Source organism: Streptomyces sp. NPDC001617, from assembly GCF_053596855.1.
Map to the genome: position 1 here is coordinate 50,827 of NZ_JBSFHA010000025.1, position 21,595 is coordinate 72,421.

Sequence of the window (21,595 nt, forward strand, 5' to 3'; positions counted from 1 at the left end):
TGGGCAGCATCGGGCCCGTGATGGGGGCTCGCGGCGGTCTGCGGACCGGTGCTCGGCGGGGTCCTCACCCACGCCGACCTGTTCGGTTCCTCATGGCGTGCCGTGTTCCTGGTGAACGTCCCCGTCTCCGCGGCCGTCCTCGCCCTCGCGCCCCGCCTCCCCGAGAACCGCGCCCCGCCCGCCCGCAGATCGGCGAGCCGGCGGGCCACGGTGGCCGGGGTCCAGCCGGTGGGCCCGGGCCAGCTCGCCCTGCTCGGCCCGCCCGTCCTTCTGCAGCGCGGCCGGCAACCGGGCGTCGCCGGGCCCGGGTTGACGCGGAACCGGCACGTAACCGCCGCCGGACTCCGCCCGCTCCCGCAACTCCCGCTGCTGCCGTTCGTCGAGCGCGTCGGCGCTGCGGCGCCAGTTCGTGGGGCCGCCCAGGTAGGTGTGCAGCAGACAGTGCGCGGAGACCGCGGTGACGCCGTCGGTGCGCGGAATGTCCTGCAGGAGAAGGGAGTTGTGGGTCGCCTCGGTCGGGGCGTGGATGATCGCCACGATCTCGGTGCCGCCCGAGGCGAGTTTCACCCACGAGGTGTCGGGCCGCCGTACGAGCGCCGCCGCGATGTCCTGCGCCGAGCGCGCCGTCGCCGTCAGCCGCACCAACCACTGTGTACGGCCCGCCTGGTGAGGGTCCGTCAGCCCGACGACCCGCAACGCCGCGTGCTCCCGCAGCCGACGGTGGCGACGGGCGACGGTCTGCGCCGAGACCCCGAGGACGGCGGCGATCCGGCTGAAGGGCACGGCCGTCGATGTGCAGCGCGTGGATCAGCGCACGGTCCACGTCGTCGAGGTGGACGGGGCCGGGAAGGTCGCGGTGCGAAGGGCGGTCGGGGTGGTCGCGCATGGCGCCATCCTCGCGGGTCCGGTGTGTCCCCGGGGCGCAGGTCGGTGCTCGCGGTGCGGCTCAGGCCGGAGGACCGCCCCGCCCCGCAGCCACCCCGCAAGGCTCGCGAGGCGGCCGAGCCGGCCCCGGGGCCCCTAAACTGGTCCGGTTCCTACGGCAGGAGCGCGGACCCGGAAACCCGAGACCGGACAGGAGAGCGACGACGTGGCGGCAGCCGGCAGTGGCTTCGAGGATCCCTCCGCCGACGTGCTCGACCGCGCGGCCGCGGCCTTCGGACTGCTCGCCTCGCCCGCCCGGCTGCACATCGTGTGGGCGCTGGCCCAGGGCGAGAGCGATGTGACGGGGCTCGCCGAGCGGGTCGGCGGCGCGCTCCCCGCCGTCAGCCAGCACCTGACCAAGCTGAAGCTCGCCGGCCTGGTCCGGGCCCGCCGCGAGGGCCGCCGCCAGGTGTACCTGGTCGACGACCCGGACGTGGTGGACGTCGTACGCCTGCTGGTCGACCGACTCTCCGACCGCACGGGCGACATCCCGGCCCCCCGCCTCCGTGGCCTCTGACCGGCACGCCGCTCCCGCGCCCTCCGACCGGCAGCCCGTTTCCGGGGTGTCCGACCGGCCTGCCGCCCCCGGAGCCGGTGACCGCGGTTCTGCCTCTGGGCCCGGCGACCGGCAGCCCGTTTCCGGGGTGTCCGACCGGCCTGCCGTTCCCGGAGCCGGTGACCGCGGTTCTGCCTCTGGGCCCGGCGACCGGCAGCCCGTTTCCGGGGTGTCCGACCGGCCTGCCGTTCCCGGAGCCGGTGACCGCGGTTCTGCCTCTGGGCCCGGCGACCGGCAGCCCGTTTCCGGCGTGTCCGACCGGCCTGCCGCCCCCGGAGCCGGTGACGGCCGTGCTGTCCCCGCGCCCTCCGAGCGAGGCTCCGCTTCCGGGGCCGCCCCTCTGCGTGCCGTTTCCGGAGTCCCTGACCAGACCCCCGCCTCCGTGCCCTCTGCGACGGCCGTCGGCACCCCGCTCCAGGTGCTGCGCCGGCTGGAGAGCGGCCCCCGCGGTCTCACCGACGCCGAGGCCTCGGCGCGGCTCGCGGAGGTGGGTGAGAACACGTTGCCCGAACTGCGTACGCCGTCCTGGCCGCGCCGTTGCGTACGGGGCATACGGGACCCCTTCACCGCCGTACTGCTCGTCCTCGGCCTGGTCTCCGCGGCCGTCGCCTCCTGGGGCACCGCGGCCGTCATCCTCGCGCTGGTCGCCGTCAGCTGTGTGCTGCGGGCGAGCGGCGAGCACCGGGCCGACCGCTCGATGGCCACGCTGCGCGCACTCGTCGCCGGCACGGCCACCGTGCTGCGGCGCGGCGAGGGAGGGGAGTCGGCCCGGGAGATACCGGTCGCCGAACTGGTCCCGGGCGATGTGATCCGGCTCGGCCCGGGCGACCGTGTCCCCGCGGACGTACGGCTGCTGCGCTCCCGCGGCCTCACCGTGCACCAGGCGGCGCTCACCGGAGAGACCGAGCCGGTCCCCAAGGCCGCGGCGCAGGCCCCCGCCGCCCCGGCCGACGGCCCGTTCGCCGAGCCCCACCTGTGCTTCCAGGGCAGCGGCGTCGCCACGGGCAGCGCCACCGCCGTCGTACTGGAGACTGGGGCACGGACGCGGCTCGGCACCACCTACCGGCCCGACACCGGAGCCCCGCCGGAGGGGACCGCCTTCGACCGTTCCGTCCACGGCATCTCCTGGGTGCTGATCCGGTTCATGCTGCTGACACCCCCGCTGGTCCTCATGGCGGGCGCAGCACTGCGCGGGCGGGGGCTGGAGACGTTGCCGTTCGCCGTGGCGGTCGCCGTCGGGCTCACGCCCGAGATGCTGCCGGTGATCGTCACCACGTGTCTCGCGCGCGGCGCGGCCCGGCTCGCCCGCCGCCACGACGTGATCGTCAAACGGCTGCCCGCCCTGCACGACCTGGGCGCGACCGACGTCCTGTGCGTCGACAAGACCGGCACCCTCACCCAGGACCGGCCCGTCGTCGTACGCTCCCTCGACCCGGCCGGCCACGACGACCCGGAGGTCCTGCGCTGGGCCGCCGTAGCCGCCTGGTGGACCCTCCAGCTCGCCGAACTGCCCGCTCCGGACGCCCTCGACGAGGCGCTGCTGGAGGCGGCGGGACCGGTCGCGGAGGAGTACGACGGGGTGGGCGCCGCGCCCTTCGATCCGGTACGGCGGCTCGCCACCGCGGTCGTCCGCGGCCCCGGCCTCGGCACGCACACCGTCGTGGTCAAGGGCGCCGTGGAGGACGTACTGGAGCGGTGCGCGCTCACGCCGGAGGAGCGCGTACGACTGCTCGCCCTCGCCGCGCGCGAGGCGGACTCCGGCCTGCGGCTCCTCGCGCTCGCCACCGCCCGGCGCCCCGCCCGCCCCCGCGACCACGCCCCGGCCGACGAACACGGCCTCGCCTTCCGCGGCTTCGTGAGCTTCCAGGACGCCCTCGCACCGACCGCGGCCGAAGCGGTGCGCGCGCTGACCGCCCGCGGCGTCACCGTACAGATCCTCACGGGCGACCACCCGGCGACGGCGGCTCGCGTGTGCCGGGACCTGGGGCTGGAGCCGGCGGAGGTGCGGGTGGCGGCGGACGTCCTCGAGGGGGCGGACGGGGCCGGCCTGGCCGAGGCCGGCCCCCGCCCCACCGTCGTCGCCCGCTGCACCCCCGACGACAAGGTCCGTGTCGTCGCCGCCCTCCGGGCCGCCGGGCACACCGTCGGGTTCCTCGGGGACGGGGTCAACGACGTGCCCGCGCTGCGGGCCGCGGACGTCGGGATCGCGCCGCGGGACGCCGTGGACGTGGCCCGGGAGAGCGCCGACGTGGTGCTGGCGGCGAAGGACCTCACGGCGATCGGGCACGCCGTCACCGTCGGCCGGTACAGCAGCGGCAACATCGCCTCGTATCTGCGCGTGACGCTCTCCTCCAACCTCGGCAACGTCCTCGCGATGCTCGCGGCCGGCCTGCTGCTGCCCTTCCTGCCGATGCTCCCGGCCCAGGTCCTGGTGCAGAACCTCTGCTTCGACGCCGCTCAGCTCGCCTTCGTCTACGACCGCCCCGGCGCCGCCGCCCTGCGCCGCCCCGCCGGTCTGCGGCCCTGGGCCTTCCTCAGGTTCATCACCGGCTTCGGTGTCCTGAACGCGATCGCCGACCTCGCCACCTTCGGCATCCTCGCGCTCGCCCTGCACGGCTCCGGCCAGGTGGCCGACCAGCCCGTGTTCCACTCGGCCTGGTTCACCGAGAACCTGCTCACCCAGGCTCTGGTGATGCTCCTGCTGCGCACCGGCCGACGGCTTGCCGAGGGCCGCGCCCCGGGCCCGCTCGGCTGGTCCGCGACCGTGCTCGCCGCCGTGGGTCTCCTCCTGCCACCGAGCCCGCTCGGCGCCGCCCTCGGCATGACCGCCCTGCCGGCCGCCTACCACTTCCTCCTCACCGTCGTCCTCGCTCTGTACGCCCTCGCCCTGCTCGCGGCCAGGGGCTGGTACGAGCGCCGAAGTCGCTAGGAAGGGCGGCTCGGCACGCTCCGATGTTGGTTGTACAGTTGCGCAAGGTGGCAACCGTCGACGAGCGTGCGAGCAGCGGCGAGTGTCCTCTGCCGACGTCATGAGAAGTTGAGGAAAGGGAGGGAGCGGCCATGCTCCGCAACGGACTGGAACCCTGGCACCTGCTGGTCGTGGCGATCGTCGTCATCGTGCTCTTCGGCTCGAAGAAGCTCCCCGACACCGCCCGCGCCCTGGGCAAGTCGATGCGCATCCTCAAGAGCGAGGCGAAGGCGATGAAGGACGAGAGCCCCGCGGCGACGCCCGAGACGACCGCGCGGACGGCGCAGACGGTCGTGGAGCCGACGGAGGTCACCAAGAGCGCCCCGGCGGCCTCCTGAGGGGTCCGCTTCCCGAACACGCAGCCAGGCCGACCCGGTAGCGCCGGGGACCGCTTCTCGCGGCCCCGCGTACCGGGTCGGCCTGTCGTGTGTCCTGCGCCGGGGCGACGGACGTCCTACGCCTGGACCGCCTGTGCGGCGGCCCGTGCTTCCTTCTTGCGCTGCCTGCGGCCGACGCGCGGCTCCTGGTCGGGCAGCCAGCCGAAGACCATGCAGCTGCCCACCGCGCCGAGGGCGAGGCCGATGAAGAAGCCGCCCAGGTTCGAGGTGAGCCAGGTGCCCAGGGACGCCAGAACGCCGATGACCGAGTAGAACAGCCGCTGCCCGGGGCTGAACAGCGTCAGCAGCCCGCACAGCACCATCACGGTCGGCAGCAGATAGCCGGCCAGGCCCTGCATCCCGATGTGCATGATGACCTTCAGCGAGGCCTTCTCGGTGAGCAGGATCTCCCCGCCGCCCAGGGTGAGCAGCAGCCCGCCCCAGAACGGCCGACGGGCCCGCCAACCGCGGAAGGCGGGCCGCCACCCCTCGGGTGGAGTGTCGGCGGTGGACATCAGCAACCCGAGTCGCTGAAGCTGAGTTTCAGACCCGGGAGCTTGAACACCCCGGCCGTGGTCGCGTAGTTGGTCTGGCGCAGGTTGTCGATGTGCACCGTGTCGGACTGCTGGCTGAAGACGCCCTTCGGGCCCTTGACCCCGGCCTTGGTGAGCTCGCTCGCGTCGTTGCCGATCTCGATGTTGTTGAAGGACGCGTCGCCCGTGAGCTGCGTCGAGTCGGTGGTCAGGTCGGTCGCCTGCACCTTCGACGAGCCGCTGCCCGCCTTGATGAGCAGGTTGGTGCCGCCGAGGTCCACGCTCTGGCAGAGGCTGTCCAGCGTCGCGGTCTTGATGGCGGAGGTGACGACCAGCACCTGACCGCCGGTGTCGCCCTCGTTGGGGCTGCCGGGGGCCATGCTGTCGAGCGCGCCGAACTGCTCGAAGCCGGTGCCGTCGAGGGACTTGGCGGTGACCGTGAAGGGCATGCCGGAGATCGAGAACGACACCCCCAGAGCTCCCTCGGCGGTGAGGATCCCGAGGCCGGCCAGGGCGAGGACGGCGGGCACCGCCATCACCGCGGCGCGGCGCGCCCGGACCCGGCCGCGTCTGGCGGGCTCGGACGAGGAACCGCTTTCGGGGTTCTCGGGGGTGTGGTCGTCGGACGAGTTCACGTCCGGGGACGAGGCCATTTCTGCTCCCATGTGCATAGTCAGTGCGGGTTGGGCATCAGCGGCGCGTTGTCCTGGCGCGGACAGCCTGCGGGCGCACGGCGGCTCCCAACTCCCGGTGGCTGGAAGGGCTTACTCGTACTCCGCAGTAGCCGTCGAGGAAGTTACCCGTGGTTACTTTCGAGGGTCAAGGCAGTTGTGAAAAAAGGGTGTTGATTATGAGCCGCCTGTGGGACGTGGTTCGACCGTTCCTCCCCTCTTCTTGAGCGAAGTTCTTGAACGATCGTCAACTCCCTTGCTGGAGCTTGACGTTGACTGATCCTCAGGTCTACAACTGCCCGTGGCTTCCCCCGGATCCGTGGCGCCGGATCCAGCCACGCGGCACCGTCCGCGTATCCCGGACAACTTCTGTCCAACGCGGGCGCTTCACCGCCCGACACAAACCCTCCACGGCCCGGCACGGGCACTTCCCCCCTGGTCCACGCCGGGCCGTCTGCCCGGCCCGGACCGACCGGCGGCCCTCCCCACGGGTCGGCGGCCGGTCCCGGCCGGTTGTCGTGGCCGGCCCGTGACGTACGGAGAAGGCGTCACGGACCGGCCATGGCGGACGCTTCCTCGCACCCCAACTCCCGTCGCCCCCAGGCGACTTGGACCCTCAGTCCCCCCACTTCCGAAAGAGGTACTCACGCATGCGCACTCGCACCCTGCTCACCCTGGTCGGTACCGTCGCGGCCCTGTCGATCCCCGCGATCGCCCCCGCCTCGGCCGCCGACACCGCCGTCCTGACCACCGGCTCCGCCGGCGGCACCGCCGTCGCGGTCGGCGACACCCTGTCCGCCCCGCTGGCCAGCGGCACCAGCGCCACCCTCTACTCCAGCGCGACCGGCACCAGTGGCGTGAAGTGCACGTCCTCGACGTTCACCGCGACCGTCACCGACAACCCCACCGCGCCCGGCACGGCCACCGAGTCGGTCAGCGGCCAGACCTTCGACAGCAGCAGCTGCACCAGCAACGTCGTCGGCGTGCTCGGCGTCAGCAGCATCACGGTCGACAACCTGCCGTACACCACCAGCGTGGCCTCCGACGGCACCCTCACCGTCACCCCGGCCAGCGGCTCCACCATCCAGACCACCGTCAAGCTGACCACCCTGCTGGGCAGCATCACCTGCGTCTACCAGGCCGCCAGCCTGACCGGCACGGCCAGCAACACCGACAACAGCATCAACTTCACCAACCAGGCGTTCACCAAGACGTCCGGCTCGTCGCTCTGCTTCAGCGCCGGCTACTTCACGGCCAAGTACGCCCCGGTGACCGACAACGGCGCCTCGGTCTACGTCAACTGACGCCCGTAGAGCCGTAGTTCAGCGTCGACGCAGACGCAGGGCCAGGGCGGCGCCGCCGGTGAGCACCAGTACCGCCGCGGCGCCGCCCGCCATCATCGGCGCTGAGGGGCCCGAGTGGGCGCTCTCGGTGGAGGCGACGGGGGTGCTGTCGGGGTTCGACGGCGCCGTCGTCGCCTCCGGCGTGGTCCGCGCGGGAGCGGTCTGCCTACGCCGATCGGCCGCCGTCGGGGCTGCCGTGGAGGAGGGCGACCTGCTCTCCGGCGGGGCCGACGTCGCGGAGCCGCCGCTCTGGGCGCCTCCGGGGAACACCACGTCCGAGCACGAGTAGTACGTGTCCGTCGTGCTGCTGTTCTGCCAGATCGTGTAGAGCACCTGATGTCCCGTCCGGTCGGACGGGAGCTTCGCCGTGATGCGGTAGGCGCCGCCCGTCAGTGCCGGGTCCTTGACCGAGGCGAAGGGCTGGGTGGGCAGCTCGGACCAGGTCAGCGGCTTCGTCGGGTCGTAGCCCTGCTTGGTGAGGTAGAGCTTGAACGTCCCGGTGTGCGGGATCGTGGACGCGTACTTCATGGTCAGCGTCGCGCCCGGCTTCAGGTTCGTCGACGGCCAGTCGGCGCGGGCGAGGTCGAGGCCCTTGTAGTCGGGCAGGCCGCCGCTGCACAGCTTGCCGTCCGGGATGACCTGTCGGTCACGACCGTTGACATCGGCTACGCGCTCGTTGTCCCAGAAGGTGAAGGGGGCGCCGTTCGCGGCGACGGCCGCCTTGCAGGCCGCCGACTTCGCGTTCGCCCCGCCGTCCGGGGAGCAGGCGTACGCCCGGCTGACCGGGTCCGTCGGCGCGCCGTGCGCCTGGGCAGGGCCCGCCGCCCACAGGGACAGCAGGAACGGCGTCACGAGGGCGGCCGCCAGGGCGGTGCGGTGTGTGGTCATCCGGGACATCCGGAACGTCTCCTCGGCCGGCGCGGAACGGGTGCTCCCGTGGAGTACGGGAAGTGAGCCGCGTGCGTTCACCCCGTGATGAGCGGGGCCAAGCGGGCATTTCCCGCCAACCGGCCGGCCCGCGGGGGCTTTCCGGCCGGATCGAGACGCTTCGAGCGAGACGGAGGGCACCTGGAAGCTGCGCGTCCAGGACGCGGCGGCGCAGGACACGGGCACGCCGAACAGCCGGAAGCCGACCTGCTGAGGCGGTCCCCGCAAACGGGCGGGCCGGCCGGTGCGAGCGGGCATCGGCCGGCCGCCGTCCGCTCACCGGCCGGTCAGTCGGTGTCGTTGAAAACCAAACGGTTGCCTCGTACGCTGACGCTCGCTGGTGCAAACATGCAGACGCCCCCGGTCGGTTCGACGGGTGACACGTGTCCTCACGGGCCGCCCCGAGCCCGGACGGTCACTCAACTCCCGTACGGGAAAGCCGAGTCGGCGGTCATCGGGTGCACCGTGGACGCCGCCGCACGGTGAGATATCGTGTACGGGGAGTAAGAAACAAATGGCTTGCCCTGTTCTATCCAGTCCCGGGAGGGTTCAGGTCTTTCCCAGGAGTGTTCGGTTCCGGTCCCAGGAGTGTTCAGTCGATGGCGAGGCAGTTACGGGCCGAACAGACCCGTGCGACGATCATCACAGCCGCAGCAGACCTGTTCGACCGTCACGGTTACGAATCGACCAGCCTCAGCGACATCGTCGAGCACGCCCAGGTCACCAAGGGTGCCCTGTACTTCCACTTCGCGGCGAAGGAGGACCTGGCCCACGCCATCATGGAGCTCCAGTCCCGGGCCTCGCGCCAGGTGGCGAGCGAGCTGGAAGGCCGCGGCTACTCCTCGCTCGAGACCCTGATGCGCATCACCTTCGGCATCTCCCGGCTCTCCGTCGACGGCCCGATACAGCGGGCCGGGCTGCGCCTCGCGACCGGCCCGGTGGAGGTGCGGCCGCCGCTCACCCACCCGTTCACCGAATGGCGCGACCTTGCCTCCCGCAAACTCCATGGCGCCGTCAGGGAGTCCGACGTCCACCCGGACATCGACATCGATGCCACCGCCCACGCCCTCGTCAGCTGGTTCGTCGGCACCCGCGTCGTGGGCCGCACGCTCGAACCCGTCGCGCGCCAGCCCCGCCGGGTCGCCGAGATGTGGCACGTCATGATCCGCGGCCTGGTCCCGGTGACCCGCCGCGCCCGCTATCTGAGCCTGGCCGCCCGCCTGGAGCGGGAGCCCGGAACCGCCTGAGGCGCGGGACGGCAGAGCCGTACGGGCCGCGCGACGGCAGAGCCGTACGGGCCGCGCGATACGGTGAGGCGCATGTCCCACGCCCTGTTCGCGCCCGTGATCCTCGGCAACGAGCCAGGTTCCTTCCCGCACAGCGTTCTCGCCGAGCGGCACCCCGCGATCATCCGGCAGGTACGGGAGGCCTTCCCGTACGACCCCGCCCGGCACCGCGCCCTCGACGCGCTCCTCGACAGCTGCACCAAGGGCGTGATCGAACCGCTCCCCACCGACGCGCACGACCGCGACCGCTGGGAGGCCTGGGGCCTCACGGAGCACACCGGCCGCCCTTGGTACGACGTCCCCTGGCTCTGGTCGGAGAGCTACTTCTACCGCCAACTCCTCGCCGCCGTCGGCTACTTCACCCCCGGCCCGTGGCAGGGCATCGACCCCTTCCGGCCGTCCAAACTCGCCGAACTGGCCACCCCGGAGACCGACGAGGAGCTGACCGCTCTCGACGACCTGCCCGCGGAGAACACGGGCCAGGCCCTCCTCCACGGTTCCCTCTGGGGCAACCGCGCCGACCTCGGCTTCCGCCTCTCCGACGCGACCGCAGGCACAGCGGAGGCCGCTCCCGGCCTGGTCGCCGACGACAGCGACACCCTGTGGTCGCTCCTCCCGCCCTCCGGCGCAGGCATCCTGCATCTGATCGCCGACAACGCCGCCCGCGAACTCATCCCCGACCTCCTGCTGATCGCGCACCTCCTGGACAGCGGTCGGGTGCGCCGCGCGGTCCTGCATGTGAAGCCGTATCCGTACTACGTCTCCGACGCGACCATGGCGGACGTACTCGACGCACTGCGACGGCTGAACGAGGCGCAGGACACCGCATCCTCGTACGGCCGCACGCTCTGGTCGGCGATGACCGACGGCCGCCTCGCCGTCCGCGCACACCCCTTCTTCTGCGCCCCGCTGCCGTACGCGGAGATGCCCGCCGACCTCCGTGAGCAACTCGCCGAGGCCACGCTGACGGTGGTGAAGGGAGACCTCAACTACCGCCGCCTGGTGGGGGATCGCCGCTGGCCCCCGACCACCCCCTTCGCCGCGGTCACCGCCCACTTCCCGGGCCCGGTGGCCGCTCTGCGCACACTCAAGTCCGACGTGATCACGGGCTTGGACGCGGAGACGGAGGCCGCTTTGGTGGCGGCGGAGGAGCAGCGGTGGCGGACGGGCGGGACGCATGCGCTGGTGCAGGTGCGGACGTAGGTGGTGCGGGCTCGTGCCTCAAGTGGCCTGCACCGGCAGTGACTTGAGCCCGTTGATGAAGTTCGACGTCAGCCGTCTGGCCGGCCCCGCCGTCCGCAGGACCGGAAACGTCCGCAGTGCCTCCCCGTACAGCACCCGCAGCTGCAACCGCGCGAAGTGCGCGCCCAGGCAGACGTGCGGGCCGTCCCCGAAGGAGACGTGCGGGTTCGGGGTGCGGGACACGTCGAGGCGGTCGGGTTCGGTGAAGGCCCGTTCGTCGCGGTTGGCGGAGGCGTGGAAGACGACCACCTTGTCGCCGGCGCCGATGCGTCGGCCCGCGAGTTCCGTGTCCTGGGCGGCGGTGCGGCGGAAGGTGAGGACGGGTGGGTGCCAGCGGAGCAACTCATCCACGGCGGAGGAAAGTTCGACCTTTCCGGTGCGAAGGAGGCCGTAGGCGTCGGGGTGCTCGGCCAGGGCGAGCAGTCCGCCGGGGGCGGCGCTGCGGACCGTGTCGTTGCCGGCGACGGTGAGCAGGAAGAAGAACATCTCCAGCTCGGGGTCGGTGAGTTCGGGGTCCTGGGCGAGCGTGGTCAGCACATCGTCGGCGGGATGCCGGCGCTTGTACGCGGCCAGCTGCTGGGCGTAGGCGAACATGTCCCGAAGTGCCGCGGGGGAGCGGGGGTTGACCGGTCTGCCGTCCTCGTCGAGCAGGGGTGGGCCTGCCTCGTCCGGGTCCTGGTAGCCGATGACCCGTTGGGTCCAGTGCAGCAGCAGGCCGCGGTCGGTCTCCGGGACGCCGAGCAGGTCGGCGAGATTGAGCAGGGCGTAGTCGTCGGTCACCGTGGTCACGAGATCGACGGTGCCGTCGGCCGCGCGGGCCCCCCGCAGTGCCTCGGCGAACAGCGTGCGGGCCCGGTCCCGGGCGACGGCCGTGAAGCGGTCGATACGGCCTGGGGTGAAGGCACGGCTGACGAGGCGTCTCAATCTCCCATGTTCCGGCGGGTCCTGATTCAGCATCATGCGCCGGATGAAGGGCAGGTCGTCGGGATCGGGGTCGCGGATCTGCGTCGCACCCAGGTGCGAGGAGTACGTCGCCGAGTCCTTGAGTACACGGACGACATCCGAGTGCCGGGTCACCGCCCAGAACCCCGGCCCGGTCGGCCAGCCCAGCACCTCGGACTCCTCCTGCCAGGCCACCGGGTGATGGTCGCGCAGGACGAGATAGGCGGCGTACGGCACCTCGACGGCGTACCGCCGCGGATCGAAGACGTCCGGGACGGGCGGGGCCTCGCGCATGGTCATGGGATCACGGTGACGCCGGGGCCCGACGTGGGCAATACCTTTCAGGGAGGGGAGGTGGTGGTACGGCCGCTGCATGAGGTTGGCGTGCCCCTCCTGCTCGAACCTGGGTCCTGCGCGCCCAGCGCTGGACCGAGCTCACGGTTCACCGCCACAAGTGGCGGACCGGGGGCGGGGACTTGGCCGCGTGGAACCGCTTTCGTGTTTCTCCAAAAAGCGGGGTTCGGCTGATCGATATGTGGTGATCATGACAATTCACTGATAGTCATGCCGCATGGCGTTACGTCGATTGCGAGCGGGAAGTGCCCTGGCGGTTCTGGCAGTGCTCCTGGCCGGGTGCGGCGACGACGGGGACTCCACGTCCACGGGGAACGGCGGGCTGACCAAGGTCACCGTCGCCGCACTGCCGTTGACCGACTCCGCCGCGCTCTACATCGCCCGGGACCGCGGGCTGTTCAAGAAGGAGGGGCTGGACGTCACCATCCAGCCGGTCCAGCAGAGCATCCAGGCGCTGCCCGCCCTGGCCAACGGACAGGTCGACGTGATCGCGAGCGCGAACTACGTGACCTTCCTGCAGGCCGACGAGAAGGGCACGCTCGATGTGCGGATCCTCGCCGAGGGCGTCCGCACGGCACCGCACATGATGGACGTACTGGTGCCGAAGGACTCGAAGATCAAGACCGTCGCGGACCTCGCGGGCAAGAAGGTCGCCGTCAACATCCTCAACAACGTCCAGTCCCTCACCCTCAACGCGATCCTCGCGAAACAGGGCGTCGGCCGACCCGTCTACCGGCAGATCGCCTTTCCGCAGATGGGACCCGCGCTGCAGCGCGGACAGGTCGACGCCGTCCATGCGGTGGAACCCTTCGACAGCGCGATCCAGGGCCAGTTGAAGGCGAAGGTGCTGCTGGACGGGGCGTCGGCGCCGGTCCAGTCGCTGCCGATCAGTGGCTATGTCACGATCAGGAAGTTCGCCGCCGACCACCCGACGACGGCCGCCGCGTTCCGGCGCGCCATCGAGGCGGCCTCGAAGATCGCCTCCTCGGACCCGTCGGCGGTACGGACCGAACTCCCCAAGTACACCAAGGTGACGGCGGACCAGGCGAGCACGATCGGACTGCCGACGTACCCGGCCACGACGGACGCGGCGGCGCTGCGCAGGCTGACCGAACTGATGAAGGAACAGGGGCTGTTGAAGAAGGCCATTGATCCGGGGACGTTGTTGGTCAAGTGAGGGGAAGGGGCGGGGGTTGCACAAGCGGCGGCAGGAGTGGGGCCTCGGGCTGCTCGGTGTGGTGCTGGCGTTCGGAGTGTGTGAGGTCGTCAGCCGTGCCGGCGTCGTACAGCGCAGTTATCTCCCGCCCGCCTCCGAAGTCCTCGCCCGTGCGGTCGAGCTGGCGGGTGACAGGGCCTTCCTGGACGGGGTCGGGGCGACCCTGCGTGCCTGGGCGCTGGGACTCGGGCTCTCCGTCGCCATCGCCGTACCGCTGGGCCTGCTGCTCGGCAGCCTGCCCGTCGTCGACTCCGCCGTACGCGTGATCGTAGAGTTTCTGCGGCCGTTGCCGTCCGTCGCGCTGATCCCCCTCGTCTCCCTCCTCCTCGGCACCGGCACCGAGACCAAGGTCGCGCTGATCACGTACGCGTCCGTCTGGCCCGTCCTCTTCAACACCGTCTACGGCCTCGGCGAGACCGATCCCCTCACCAAGGACACCCTGCGCGCCTTCGGCTTCGGCCGCCTCTCGGTTCTCCTGCGCGTCGAACTCCCCGGCACGGCCCCGTTCATCGCCGCCGGCATCCGTATCTCCGCCGCCATCGCTCTCATCCTCGCGGTCGCCACCGAACTCCTCTCCGGCTTCGGCCAGGGCCTCGGCATCTTCATCGCCCAGGCGGAGATGTCCACCGACGGCACTCGAGACGTCCTCGCGGGCGTGGTGTGGGCGGGCGCGCTCGGGCTGGTCATCAACGGCGTACTGGTATGGGGCGAACGGCGGTTGTTCCCGTGGACTCCGGAGCGTCGGGCGGCGGCCGGGCGGGGTGGGGGAGCGGCGTGAGCGGCGGCAAGGGCGAGGGGGAGGAGCACGACCGAAGGGTGGCGAGGGAACCCGGCCGGGAGGTGCGGGAGGAAGCCGGCCGGGAGGTGCAGGAGGAAGCCGGCCGGGAGGTGCAGGTGGAACGGCCGTCTGCTGCCCCGGACATGCCTGCTGTGCGCCCCGAGCACTCCCTGGGCTCCGCCTCACTCCTGCGCCACACGCTCCTGCGCCACACCCTCCTCCGCCTCCTCGTCCTCCTCCTCGCCCTGACCGTCTGGCAGTCCGCCGCCCGAGCCCACGGCAGTGTCTACTTCCCGCCCCCGAGCCGGATCGCCCACCGCGCCTACGACCTGTGGTTCTCCGGGCCCGTCCGGCACGCCTTCCTCACCGAGGCCGCCGTGGGGGACGTCCTGCCGAGCCTCGGGCGGATGGCGGCCGGTTTCGGGATCGCGGGGGTCGTGGGGGTCGGGCTCGGTGTCGTGGTGGGGCGGTCGCGGTGGGCGTACGCGCTGTGCAACCCGGTGCTGCAGTTCGCCCGCGCCGTGCCGCCCCCGGCGCTCGTGCCCGTCTTCGTCGTCGTCCTCGACTTCGGTACGCCGATGCAGATCACGTCGATCGCCTTCAGCGCCGTATGGCCCGTGCTGATCAACACGGCGGAAGGCGTCCGCAACACCGATCCGCTCCGGGTCGACGTCGCCGCCGTGCTCCGTCTCCATCCCCTCGAACGCCTCCGCTTCCTGCTCCTGCCCTCCGCCCTGCCCCGCATCTTCGCCGGCCTCCGTCTGAGCCTCTCCCTCTCCCTCATCCTCATGGTGTTCTCGGAACTCCTCCCCGGCACCGCCAACGGCATCGGCTTCACCCTCACCGACGCCCAGTCCCGCTCCGACCTGCTCACCGTCTGGGCCGCCCTGCTCCTGCTCGGCATCCTCGGCCACCTCCTCAACACCGGCCTGCTCGCGGTCGAAAGACGCGTGGTCGGACGGGGAAGGACGACGGCATGACGCTCCGCCTCGACGCCCTCGGCCAGCGCTACGGCGACCACCCCGTCCTGCACGGCATCACCCTCACCGTCCCGGACGGCCAACTCCTGTGCGTGGTGGGCCCGTCCGGCTGCGGCAAGTCCACGCTCCTGCGCACCCTCGCGGGTCTCCAGCCCGCCCACGAGGGCACCGTCACCCTCGACGGCACCCCCGTCACCGGCGTCCCGGACCACCTCGCCGTCGTCTTCCAGGACTACGGCCGCTCCCTCTTCCCCTGGCTCACCGTCCGCGACAACGTCGCCCTTCCGCTGCGCCGCCGCGGCCTCGCCCGCCGTGAGCGCCGCGCCGAGGCCGAGCGCATCCTGGAGCGCGTCGGCCTCGACGGAGCCGCCCGCCGCCACCCCTGGCAGCTGTCCGGCGGGATGCAGCAGCGCGTCGCCATCGCCCGCGCCCTGGTCTGCCGACCCTCCCTGCTGCTCATGGACGAACCCTTCGGCTCCCTGGACGCCCAGACGCGAGAGGACCTGGAGGACCTCCTCCTGGAGGTCCACCGCACCGACGACACGACCATCGTCCTCGTCACCCACGACATCGACGAGAGCGTCTACGTCGGCGACCGCGTCGTCGTCCTCTCCCCGGGCCCCGCCTCCCGCCTCGTCCTCGACCTCCCCGTCGAACTCCCCGGCAAGCGCGACCAGATCGGCACCCGCGGCCTGCCGGAGTTCGTCGCGCTGCGGGCGGAGGTGGGGCGGGCCGTGCGGAAACCGGGCGGACAGTAGGGCCGGTTGCGAGAGTCCTGCCTGCCCCGCGACGCCCGGCACGCCGAGGGCACGCACCGGACGTCGCAGGGCCCGCCCCACGGGCGGGCGACGGGACTTTCGCAACAGGCCCTGGCCGTGCCCCGGCCCCGAGCCGGCCCTCGCCGGCCGCACCACGGCAGGCCGCCGCTCAGTACACCCGCACCTCTTGCCACGCCATCCGGTGATCCGAGGTCATCATCGTCGTGCCGTCCCCGACGAGCCGGTACAGCGGATCGTCGGATGTTGGCCAGAACCCCCGTTCGCCCGGGACCAGCCCGGCTTCCTGCGAACTGGGCGAGGGGTGGGAGACACGTGGACTTCGGTAGTCCGCACGCGTAGAGGTGAACGTCACAAGAGCCCGCGAGAACTCCCGGATTCACCCTCGCTTCACGCGATGGTGTGATCATGTCCGGCCCCGCGGATGGCTTCGCGGGGCGGCGGGTAGGGCCCCGGCCATGACGCAGCAGCCCTTCGAACTCCCGCACTTCTACATGCCGTTTCCCGCGCGGCTGAACCCCCATGTCGACGAGGCGCGCGCCCACTCGACCCAATGGGCGCGCGAGATGGGCATGTTGGAGGGGTCCGGGATCTGGGAGCGGTCCGACCTCGACGCGCACGACTACGGACTGCTCTGCGCCTACACCCACCCCGACTGCGACGGCCCGGCGCTCTCGCTGATCACCGACTGGTACGTGTGGGTCTTCTTCTTCGACGACCATTTCCTGGAGATCTTCAAGCGCACCCAGGACCGCGCCGGCGGCAAGGCCCACCTGGACCGGCTGCCCCTGTTCATGCCGTTGGACCTCGCGACGCCCGTACCGGAGCCGGAGAACCCGGTGGAGGCCGGCCTCGCCGACCTGTGGGCACGCACCGTGCCGTCGATGTCGGCGGACTGGCGGCGCCGTTTCGCCGTGGCGACCGAGCACCTTCTCAACGAGTCCCTGTGGGAGCTGTCCAACATCAACGAGGGGCGGATCGCCAACCCCGTCGAGTACATCGAGATGCGCCGCAAGGTGGGCGGCGCGCCCTGGTCGGCGGGGCTCGTGGAGTACGCGACGGCCGAGGTGCCCGCGTCCGTGGCCGGTGCGAGGCCGCTCAGGGTGCTGATGGAGACCTTCTCCGACGGCGTCCACCTGCGCAACGACCTGTTCTCGTACCAGCGCGAGGTCGAGGACGAGGGCGAGAACAGCAACGGCGTGCTCGTCCTGGAGACCTTCTTCGACTGCACCACCCAGGAGGCCGCCGACACCGTCAACGACATCCTGACCTCCCGCCTCCACCAGTTCGAGCACACCGCGCTCACCGAAGTGCCCGCGCTCGCCCTGGAGAAAGGTCTCACCCCGCCCGAGGTGGCCGCGGTGGCCAAGTACACCCAGGGTTTGCAGGACTGGCAGTCCGGCGGCCACGAATGGCACATGCGTTCCAGCCGCTACATGAACGCCCGTGCCCGGTCCACCACCCCCTGGCACGGCCTGACCGGCCCGGGCACCTCCGCAGCCGACGTCGGCGCGCTGCTCGCCTCGGCCGGTGCCATGGGGGTATCTCCCACGCCCTTCGGGCAGTGGGGGAGGCTGCGCGCGTACACGCACGTGCCCTACCAGAAGGTCGGCCCCGCGCTGCTGCCCGACTTCCACATGCCCTTCCAGGTCGAGCTGAGCCCGCACCTGGAGGCGGCCCGGCCCCGTCTGACCGCGTGGATGCACGCGATGGGCATGCTTCGGGAGGGCGTCTGGGACGAGGACCGGCTGGCCGCCGCCGACCTGCCGCTGTGCTCCGCCGGCCTCGACCCGGACGCGACCCCCGAGGCCCTCGACCTCAGTTCGCAGTGGCTCGCCTGGGGGACATACGGCGACGACTACTACCCGCTCGTCTTCGGCAACCGCCGCGACCTGGCCGCCGCCCGCCTGACCACCCGGCGCCTGGCGGAGTGCATGCCCGTCGACGGCGAGCAGGTCGTCGTCCCGCTCAACGGCATGGAACGCGGCCTGATCGACCTGTGGGCGCGCACGACGGCCGGTATGACGCCGGACCAGCGGCGCACCGTGAAGGACTCGGTGAACGTGATGACCGAGAGCTGGGTGTGGGAACTCGCCAACCAACTACAGAACCGCATTCCCGACCCGGTCGACTACCTGGAGATGCGGCGGGCCACCTTCGGCTCCGACCTCACCCTGAGCATGTGCCGCATGGGCCACGGCCCCGCCGTCCCGCCGGAGGTCTACCGCAGTGGCCCCGTGCGCTCGCTGGAGAACGCGGCCATCGACTACGGCATGCTCATCAACGACGTCTTCTCCTATCAGAAGGAGATCGAGTACGAGGGCGAGCTCCACAACGCGATCCTCGTCGTCCAGAACTTCTTCGGCATCGACTACCCGACCGCCCTCTCCGTCATCCACGACCTGATGACCCAGCGCATGCGGCAGTTCGAGCACGTCGCCGCCAACGAACTCCCGGTCGTCTACGACGACTTCGCCCTCTCGGCCGAGGCCCGCGAGGTCATGCGCAACCACGTCGCCGACCTCCGGAACTGGATGGCCGGCATCCTCAACTGGCACCGGAAGGTCGACCGCTACAAGCCCGAGTACCTGGCCCGCCGCATCCACACCTTCCTCCCGGACCGGTCGCCGGCGCGGCCTCTCGTCGGCTGAGCGCCAGGTCCTGTCGCGGGGCGCTGTGGAGCCGCCGGGCAGGCAGCGCCTGTGCCCGCTCGCCCGGCCGCTCGAAGTCGGCGGCGAGAGCGGCGAGTTCGGAGGTGTCAGCGGCGTCGGGTCGTCGGCCCGAGCCCGGCCTCGCCGAGGGATGTGCCGAGCGCGCACGCCGTGTCGAAGTCCTCGCGCCTCTCGCCCTCCACCTCGGTCACGTGCGCGAGGACCTTCCCCTCCCCGTCCCCCGGAACCGTCGCACACGCCTCCGCATGCCGTTTCGGAACCTTTTCGTGCGGAATGGGGTATTCCGGGAACTTGGGTGAGATTCCGGGAGTCTTCTGAGGTGAGGGGAACAATCGACAAGAACACACGGGGGTGTTCGATCTTGACCGACATCATCGAGAGGATCACGGACGGCTACAAGGAGCGTGAAGGTGAGGGGCAGCCGCTCGACGCCGGTGAACTGACGCCGTACGTCGCCGAGTTACCCGTCCCGCCGGTCCTGCGACCCGGCTCCGGCGACGTCCTGCACGAGACCGAGATCGCCCTGCGGCCCACCTGGGTGCGGCTGCACCCGCAGCTCCCGCCGACCCTGATGTGGGGCTACGACGGGCAGGTGCCGGGACCGACCATCGAGGTGCGCCGGGGGCAGCGCGTCCGTATCGCCTGGACCAACCGCATTCCCAAGGGCAGTGAATATCCCGTCACTTCGGTGGAGGTGCCCGTCGGCGCGCCCGGCACCGCACCGCCGAGCACCGAGCCGGGCCGCGCGGGCGTCGAGCCGAACAAGGACGTCGCCGCCCTTCCCGCCTGGTCCGTGACGCACCTGCACGGCGCGCAGACGGGCGGGGGCAACGACGGGTGGGCGGACAACGCGGTCGGATACGGCGACGCACAGCTGTCGGAGTATCCGAACGACCATCAGGCGGTGCAGTGGTGGTACCACGACCACGCCATGAACATCACCCGGTGGAACGTGCACACGGGCCTGTACGGCACCTACCTCCTCCGTGACGACGAGGAGGACGCGCTCGGGCTCCCCCGCGGCGAGCGGGAGATCCCGCTGCTGCTGGCCGACCGCAACCTGGACACCGACGAGGACGGCCGGCTCAACGGCCGGCTGCTGCACAAGACGGTGATCGTCCAGCAGCAGAACCCGGAGACGGGCAAGCCGGTCTCCATCCCGTTCACCGGCCCGTACACCACGGTCAACGGCCGCATCTGGCCCTACACCGGGGTGGACGCCGCCTGGTACCGCTTCCGGCTGGTCAACGCGTCCAACGCGCGCATCTACAACCTCGTCCTGGTCGACGAGGACGACAACCCGGTCCCGGGCGTCGTCCACCAGATCGGCAGCGACGGCGGCCTGCTGCCCCGGCCGGTCCCGATCGACTTCGACGGCACGCTGCCGACGCTGACCGCGGCCCCGGCCGAGCGTTTCGACCTGCTGGTCGACTTCCGCGGTCTCGCCGGCAAGAAGCTGCGCCTGGTCAACAAGGGGCGAGGACAGGCGCCGGGCGTGCCCGACCCGGCGAACGACGTGCGCTATCCGGCGGTCATGGAGTTCCGGGTGGGCGACAGCTGCGAGACGGACACCTTCGAACTGCCCGAGGTGCTCTCCGGCTCCTTCCGCCGCCTCACCCACGACATCCCGCACGGCCACCGCCTGATCGTGCTCACCCCGCCTCCCACCAAGGGCGCGGGCGGCCACCCGGAGATCTGGGAGATGGCCGAGGTCGACGACCCCGGTGACATCCAGATCCCCACGGACGGCATCATCCAGCTCACCGGTGCCGACGGCACGACGAAGACGTACCGGCGCACCTCCCGGACGTTCAACGACGGCCTGGGCTTCACCATCGCCGAGGGCTCCTACGAGCAGTGGAGCTTCCTCAACCTCGCGCCGATCGTCCACCCGATGCACATCCACCTGGCCGACTTCCAGCTGCTGGGCCGCGACGCCTACGATGTCTCGGGCTTCGACCCGACGGTGGGCGGCACACGCGTGCCGATCAGGTTCGACCCGGCGACCCAGCTCCCGCTCGCGCCCAACGAGCTCGGATACAAGGACGTGTTCCGGGTGCCCGGCAGTCAGATCCTGCGCGTCATGGGGAAGTTCGACGGCGCGTACGGGCGGTTCATGTACCACTGCCATCTCCTCGAACACGAGGACATGGGCATGATGCGGCCCTTCGTCGTCATGCCCGAGGAGGCGATGAAGTTCGGCCACGGCGGGGCGCACGGCGGTCACGGAGAGGGTCACACGGGCTGACGCTCCACCCGCGCCGCGTGCTCCACGGCGGCTCGCGCCAGCGCCCGGACCATCGGGTGCGGGCGCGAGCCGTCGCCGGCCAGCTCCGGCTGGAAGAGGGAGGCCAGGAAGAAGGGGTGACCGGGCAGTTCGGCCATTCGGACGTGGCCGTCCTCGTCGAGGCCGGAGAAGCGCATCCCGTGCGCGCGCAGCGTGTCGAGGTGGCGGGAGGGGCCGTACTTGCAGAAGTAGCGCTCGACCGTCCGCTCGGAACCGATCACGGACTGGGCGAGCGAGCCCGCCTCGAGCACGATCACGCCCTCGTGGCCGACGAGCGAGCAGGCCAGCGGTTCGATGAGGAGGTCCTCGGCGTCCGGGTCGCTCTCCGCGTGCGCCACCCGGGTCAGCCCGCACACGTCGTGGGCGAACTCCAGCATGGCGTGCTGGAATCCGCCGCACGTGCCGAGGAAGGGGATGCCGTCCTCGCGCGCCGTGCGGATGGCCGACAGCACTCCCGCCTGGCTGCGGTACGGGCTGCCGGGCACCACCCACACCGCGTCGAACCCGTGCACCGCGCCCGTCTCCTCCGCGTCCTCGGACGGGATCCAGTAGGCGTCGAGGACGAGCCGCTCGCGTTCCGCGAGGGCGTCGAGCAGAAGGGGGATGCGGGTGTGCGCCACGACATTGGGTGAGCGGTCCCCGACCAGGGCGATCTTCGCGATACGGGCTGCGGTGTTCGTCATGACGTCATGGTGGTCGCGGGCGTGGCATCGCGTCCAACGATGATTTCTGCACTCTCGATAAGTGTGCCTAATGAGACCCT

The 21,595-nt window shown here is 71.5% G+C and carries 18 protein-coding genes; 12 read left to right on the forward strand and 6 right to left on the reverse strand.

Going from position 1 to position 21,595, the window contains the following annotated elements; genetic code table 11:
* Positions 1 to 90 precede the first annotated feature (90 nt).
* Entirely contained in the window at positions 91 to 783 is a 693-nt protein-coding gene (locus tag ACWC09_RS20405; RefSeq protein WP_450852020.1) for a hypothetical protein, read from the reverse strand.
* A gap of 307 nt (positions 784 to 1,090) precedes the next feature.
* Between ACWC09_RS20405 and ACWC09_RS20410 the strand changes: the two genes are divergently transcribed.
* The 3 genes from ACWC09_RS20410 to tatA all read left to right on the forward strand — a co-directional run bounded on the left by ACWC09_RS20410 (position 1,091) and on the right by tatA (position 4,786).
* Positions 1,091 to 1,441, forward strand: a complete 351-nt coding sequence (locus tag ACWC09_RS20410) for an ArsR/SmtB family transcription factor (RefSeq protein ID WP_450851960.1) — start codon at positions 1,091 to 1,093, stop codon at positions 1,439 to 1,441.
* A 421-nt stretch (positions 1,442 to 1,862) separates the two neighbouring features.
* Positions 1,863 to 4,409, forward strand: coding sequence for a magnesium-translocating P-type ATPase (gene mgtA / locus ACWC09_RS20415; RefSeq protein ID WP_450851961.1), 2,547 nt, complete (start codon positions 1,863 to 1,865; stop codon positions 4,407 to 4,409).
* A 131-nt stretch (positions 4,410 to 4,540) separates the two neighbouring features.
* Positions 4,541 to 4,786 (forward strand): Sec-independent protein translocase subunit TatA, encoded by a 246-nt coding sequence (tatA, locus tag ACWC09_RS20420; protein ID WP_450851962.1) that lies wholly within the window; start codon positions 4,541 to 4,543, stop codon positions 4,784 to 4,786.
* Positions 4,787 to 4,902: 116 nt separating this feature from the next.
* On the opposite strand, the gene ACWC09_RS20425 is transcribed toward tatA, so the two are convergent.
* Together ACWC09_RS20425 and ACWC09_RS20430 are read right to left on the reverse strand one after the other, a co-directional pair.
* Complete coding sequence (locus ACWC09_RS20425) at positions 4,903 to 5,340, reverse strand: DUF6114 domain-containing protein (protein ID WP_450851963.1); 438 nt, start codon at positions 5,338 to 5,340, stop codon at positions 4,903 to 4,905.
* Entirely contained in the window at positions 5,340 to 6,011 is a 672-nt protein-coding gene (locus ACWC09_RS20430; protein ID WP_450851964.1) for a DUF6230 family protein, read from the reverse strand. Before ACWC09_RS20430 ends, ACWC09_RS20425 begins: the two co-directional genes overlap by 1 nt.
* Positions 6,012 to 6,679: 668 nt before the next feature.
* Between ACWC09_RS20430 and ACWC09_RS20435 the strand changes: the two genes are divergently transcribed.
* Complete coding sequence (locus ACWC09_RS20435) at positions 6,680 to 7,333, forward strand: Tat pathway signal sequence domain protein (protein WP_450851965.1); 654 nt, start codon at positions 6,680 to 6,682, stop codon at positions 7,331 to 7,333.
* A gap of 18 nt (positions 7,334 to 7,351) precedes the next feature.
* Here the strand turns inward: ACWC09_RS20435 and ACWC09_RS20440 are convergent, their stop codons facing one another.
* Positions 7,352 to 8,269: a lytic polysaccharide monooxygenase auxiliary activity family 9 protein gene (locus ACWC09_RS20440; protein ID WP_450851966.1), complete on the reverse strand. Its 918-nt coding sequence runs from the start codon at positions 8,267 to 8,269 to the stop codon at positions 7,352 to 7,354.
* A 629-nt stretch (positions 8,270 to 8,898) separates the two neighbouring features.
* Here ACWC09_RS20440 and ACWC09_RS20445 point away from each other — a divergent pair.
* Complete coding sequence (locus tag ACWC09_RS20445) at positions 8,899 to 9,546, forward strand: ScbR family autoregulator-binding transcription factor (protein ID WP_450851967.1); 648 nt, start codon at positions 8,899 to 8,901, stop codon at positions 9,544 to 9,546.
* Between the two features lie 72 nt (positions 9,547 to 9,618).
* Positions 9,619 to 10,788: a damage-control phosphatase ARMT1 family protein gene (locus ACWC09_RS20450; RefSeq protein ID WP_450851968.1), complete on the forward strand. Its 1,170-nt coding sequence runs from the start codon at positions 9,619 to 9,621 to the stop codon at positions 10,786 to 10,788.
* An 18-nt stretch (positions 10,789 to 10,806) separates the two neighbouring features.
* Here ACWC09_RS20450 and ACWC09_RS20455 read toward each other — a convergent pair whose 3' ends face one another.
* Positions 10,807 to 12,069 (reverse strand): cytochrome P450, encoded by a 1,263-nt coding sequence (locus ACWC09_RS20455; protein ID WP_450851969.1) that lies wholly within the window; start codon positions 12,067 to 12,069, stop codon positions 10,807 to 10,809.
* 271 nt (positions 12,070 to 12,340) lie between these two features.
* Between ACWC09_RS20455 and ACWC09_RS20460 the strand changes: the two genes are divergently transcribed.
* The 6 genes from ACWC09_RS20460 (at position 12,341) to phsA (ending at position 20,793) form a co-directional block, all read left to right on the forward strand.
* Positions 12,341 to 13,300 carry an ABC transporter substrate-binding protein gene (locus ACWC09_RS20460; protein ID WP_450851970.1) on the forward strand — a complete coding sequence of 320 codons (960 nt, stop codon included), beginning with the start codon at positions 12,341 to 12,343 and terminating at the stop codon, positions 13,298 to 13,300.
* 16 nt (positions 13,301 to 13,316) lie between these two features.
* The gene (locus ACWC09_RS20465; RefSeq protein WP_450851971.1) at positions 13,317 to 14,117 is read left to right on the forward strand and encodes an ABC transporter permease; all 801 of its coding nucleotides are present in this window, start codon (positions 13,317 to 13,319) and stop codon (positions 14,115 to 14,117) included.
* Positions 14,114 to 15,097 carry an ABC transporter permease gene (locus ACWC09_RS20470; protein ID WP_450851972.1) on the forward strand — a complete coding sequence of 328 codons (984 nt, stop codon included), beginning with the start codon at positions 14,114 to 14,116 and terminating at the stop codon, positions 15,095 to 15,097. Before ACWC09_RS20465 ends, ACWC09_RS20470 begins: the two co-directional genes overlap by 4 nt.
* Positions 15,094 to 15,855: an ABC transporter ATP-binding protein gene (locus ACWC09_RS20475; protein WP_450851973.1), complete on the forward strand. Its 762-nt coding sequence runs from the start codon at positions 15,094 to 15,096 to the stop codon at positions 15,853 to 15,855. Before ACWC09_RS20470 ends, ACWC09_RS20475 begins: the two co-directional genes overlap by 4 nt.
* A gap of 476 nt (positions 15,856 to 16,331) precedes the next feature.
* Positions 16,332 to 18,524 (forward strand): germacradienol/geosmin synthase Cyc2, encoded by a 2,193-nt coding sequence (gene cyc2, locus ACWC09_RS20480; protein ID WP_450851974.1) that lies wholly within the window; start codon positions 16,332 to 16,334, stop codon positions 18,522 to 18,524.
* 382 nt (positions 18,525 to 18,906) lie between these two features.
* Positions 18,907 to 20,793 (forward strand): O-aminophenol oxidase PhsA, encoded by a 1,887-nt coding sequence (phsA, locus tag ACWC09_RS20485; protein ID WP_450851975.1) that lies wholly within the window; start codon positions 18,907 to 18,909, stop codon positions 20,791 to 20,793.
* Here phsA and ACWC09_RS20490 read toward each other — a convergent pair.
* A complete protein-coding gene (locus ACWC09_RS20490; protein ID WP_450851976.1) occupies positions 20,781 to 21,515 on the reverse strand; it encodes a CTP synthase C-terminal region-related (seleno)protein in 735 nt (244 codons plus the stop codon). The two genes, phsA and ACWC09_RS20490, sit on opposite strands and share 13 nt — an antisense overlap.
* Positions 21,516 to 21,595 lie beyond the last annotated feature (80 nt).

Excerpts from the sequence above, each read along its gene's own strand:
- tatA (WP_450851962.1), top strand. The coding sequence starts at position 4,541 with ATGCTCCGCAACGGACTGGAACCCTGGCACCTGCTGGTCGTGGCGATC.
- ACWC09_RS20425 (WP_450851963.1), bottom strand. The coding sequence starts at position 5,340 with ATGTCCACCGCCGACACTCCACCCGAGGGGTGGCGGCCCGCCTTCCGC.
- ACWC09_RS20430 (WP_450851964.1), bottom strand. The coding sequence starts at position 6,011 with ATGGCCTCGTCCCCGGACGTGAACTCGTCCGACGACCACACCCCCGAG.
- ACWC09_RS20435 (WP_450851965.1), top strand. The coding sequence starts at position 6,680 with ATGCGCACTCGCACCCTGCTCACCCTGGTCGGTACCGTCGCGGCCCTG.
- ACWC09_RS20440 (WP_450851966.1), bottom strand. The coding sequence starts at position 8,269 with ATGTCCCGGATGACCACACACCGCACCGCCCTGGCGGCCGCCCTCGTG.
- ACWC09_RS20445 (WP_450851967.1), top strand. The coding sequence starts at position 8,899 with ATGGCGAGGCAGTTACGGGCCGAACAGACCCGTGCGACGATCATCACA.
- ACWC09_RS20450 (WP_450851968.1), top strand. The coding sequence starts at position 9,619 with ATGTCCCACGCCCTGTTCGCGCCCGTGATCCTCGGCAACGAGCCAGGT.
- ACWC09_RS20455 (WP_450851969.1), bottom strand. The coding sequence starts at position 12,069 with ATGACCATGCGCGAGGCCCCGCCCGTCCCGGACGTCTTCGATCCGCGG.
- ACWC09_RS20460 (WP_450851970.1), top strand. The coding sequence starts at position 12,341 with ATGGCGTTACGTCGATTGCGAGCGGGAAGTGCCCTGGCGGTTCTGGCA.
- ACWC09_RS20475 (WP_450851973.1), top strand. The coding sequence starts at position 15,094 with ATGACGCTCCGCCTCGACGCCCTCGGCCAGCGCTACGGCGACCACCCC.
- cyc2 (WP_450851974.1), top strand. The coding sequence starts at position 16,332 with ATGACGCAGCAGCCCTTCGAACTCCCGCACTTCTACATGCCGTTTCCC.
- ACWC09_RS20490 (WP_450851976.1), bottom strand. The coding sequence starts at position 21,515 with ATGACGAACACCGCAGCCCGTATCGCGAAGATCGCCCTGGTCGGGGAC.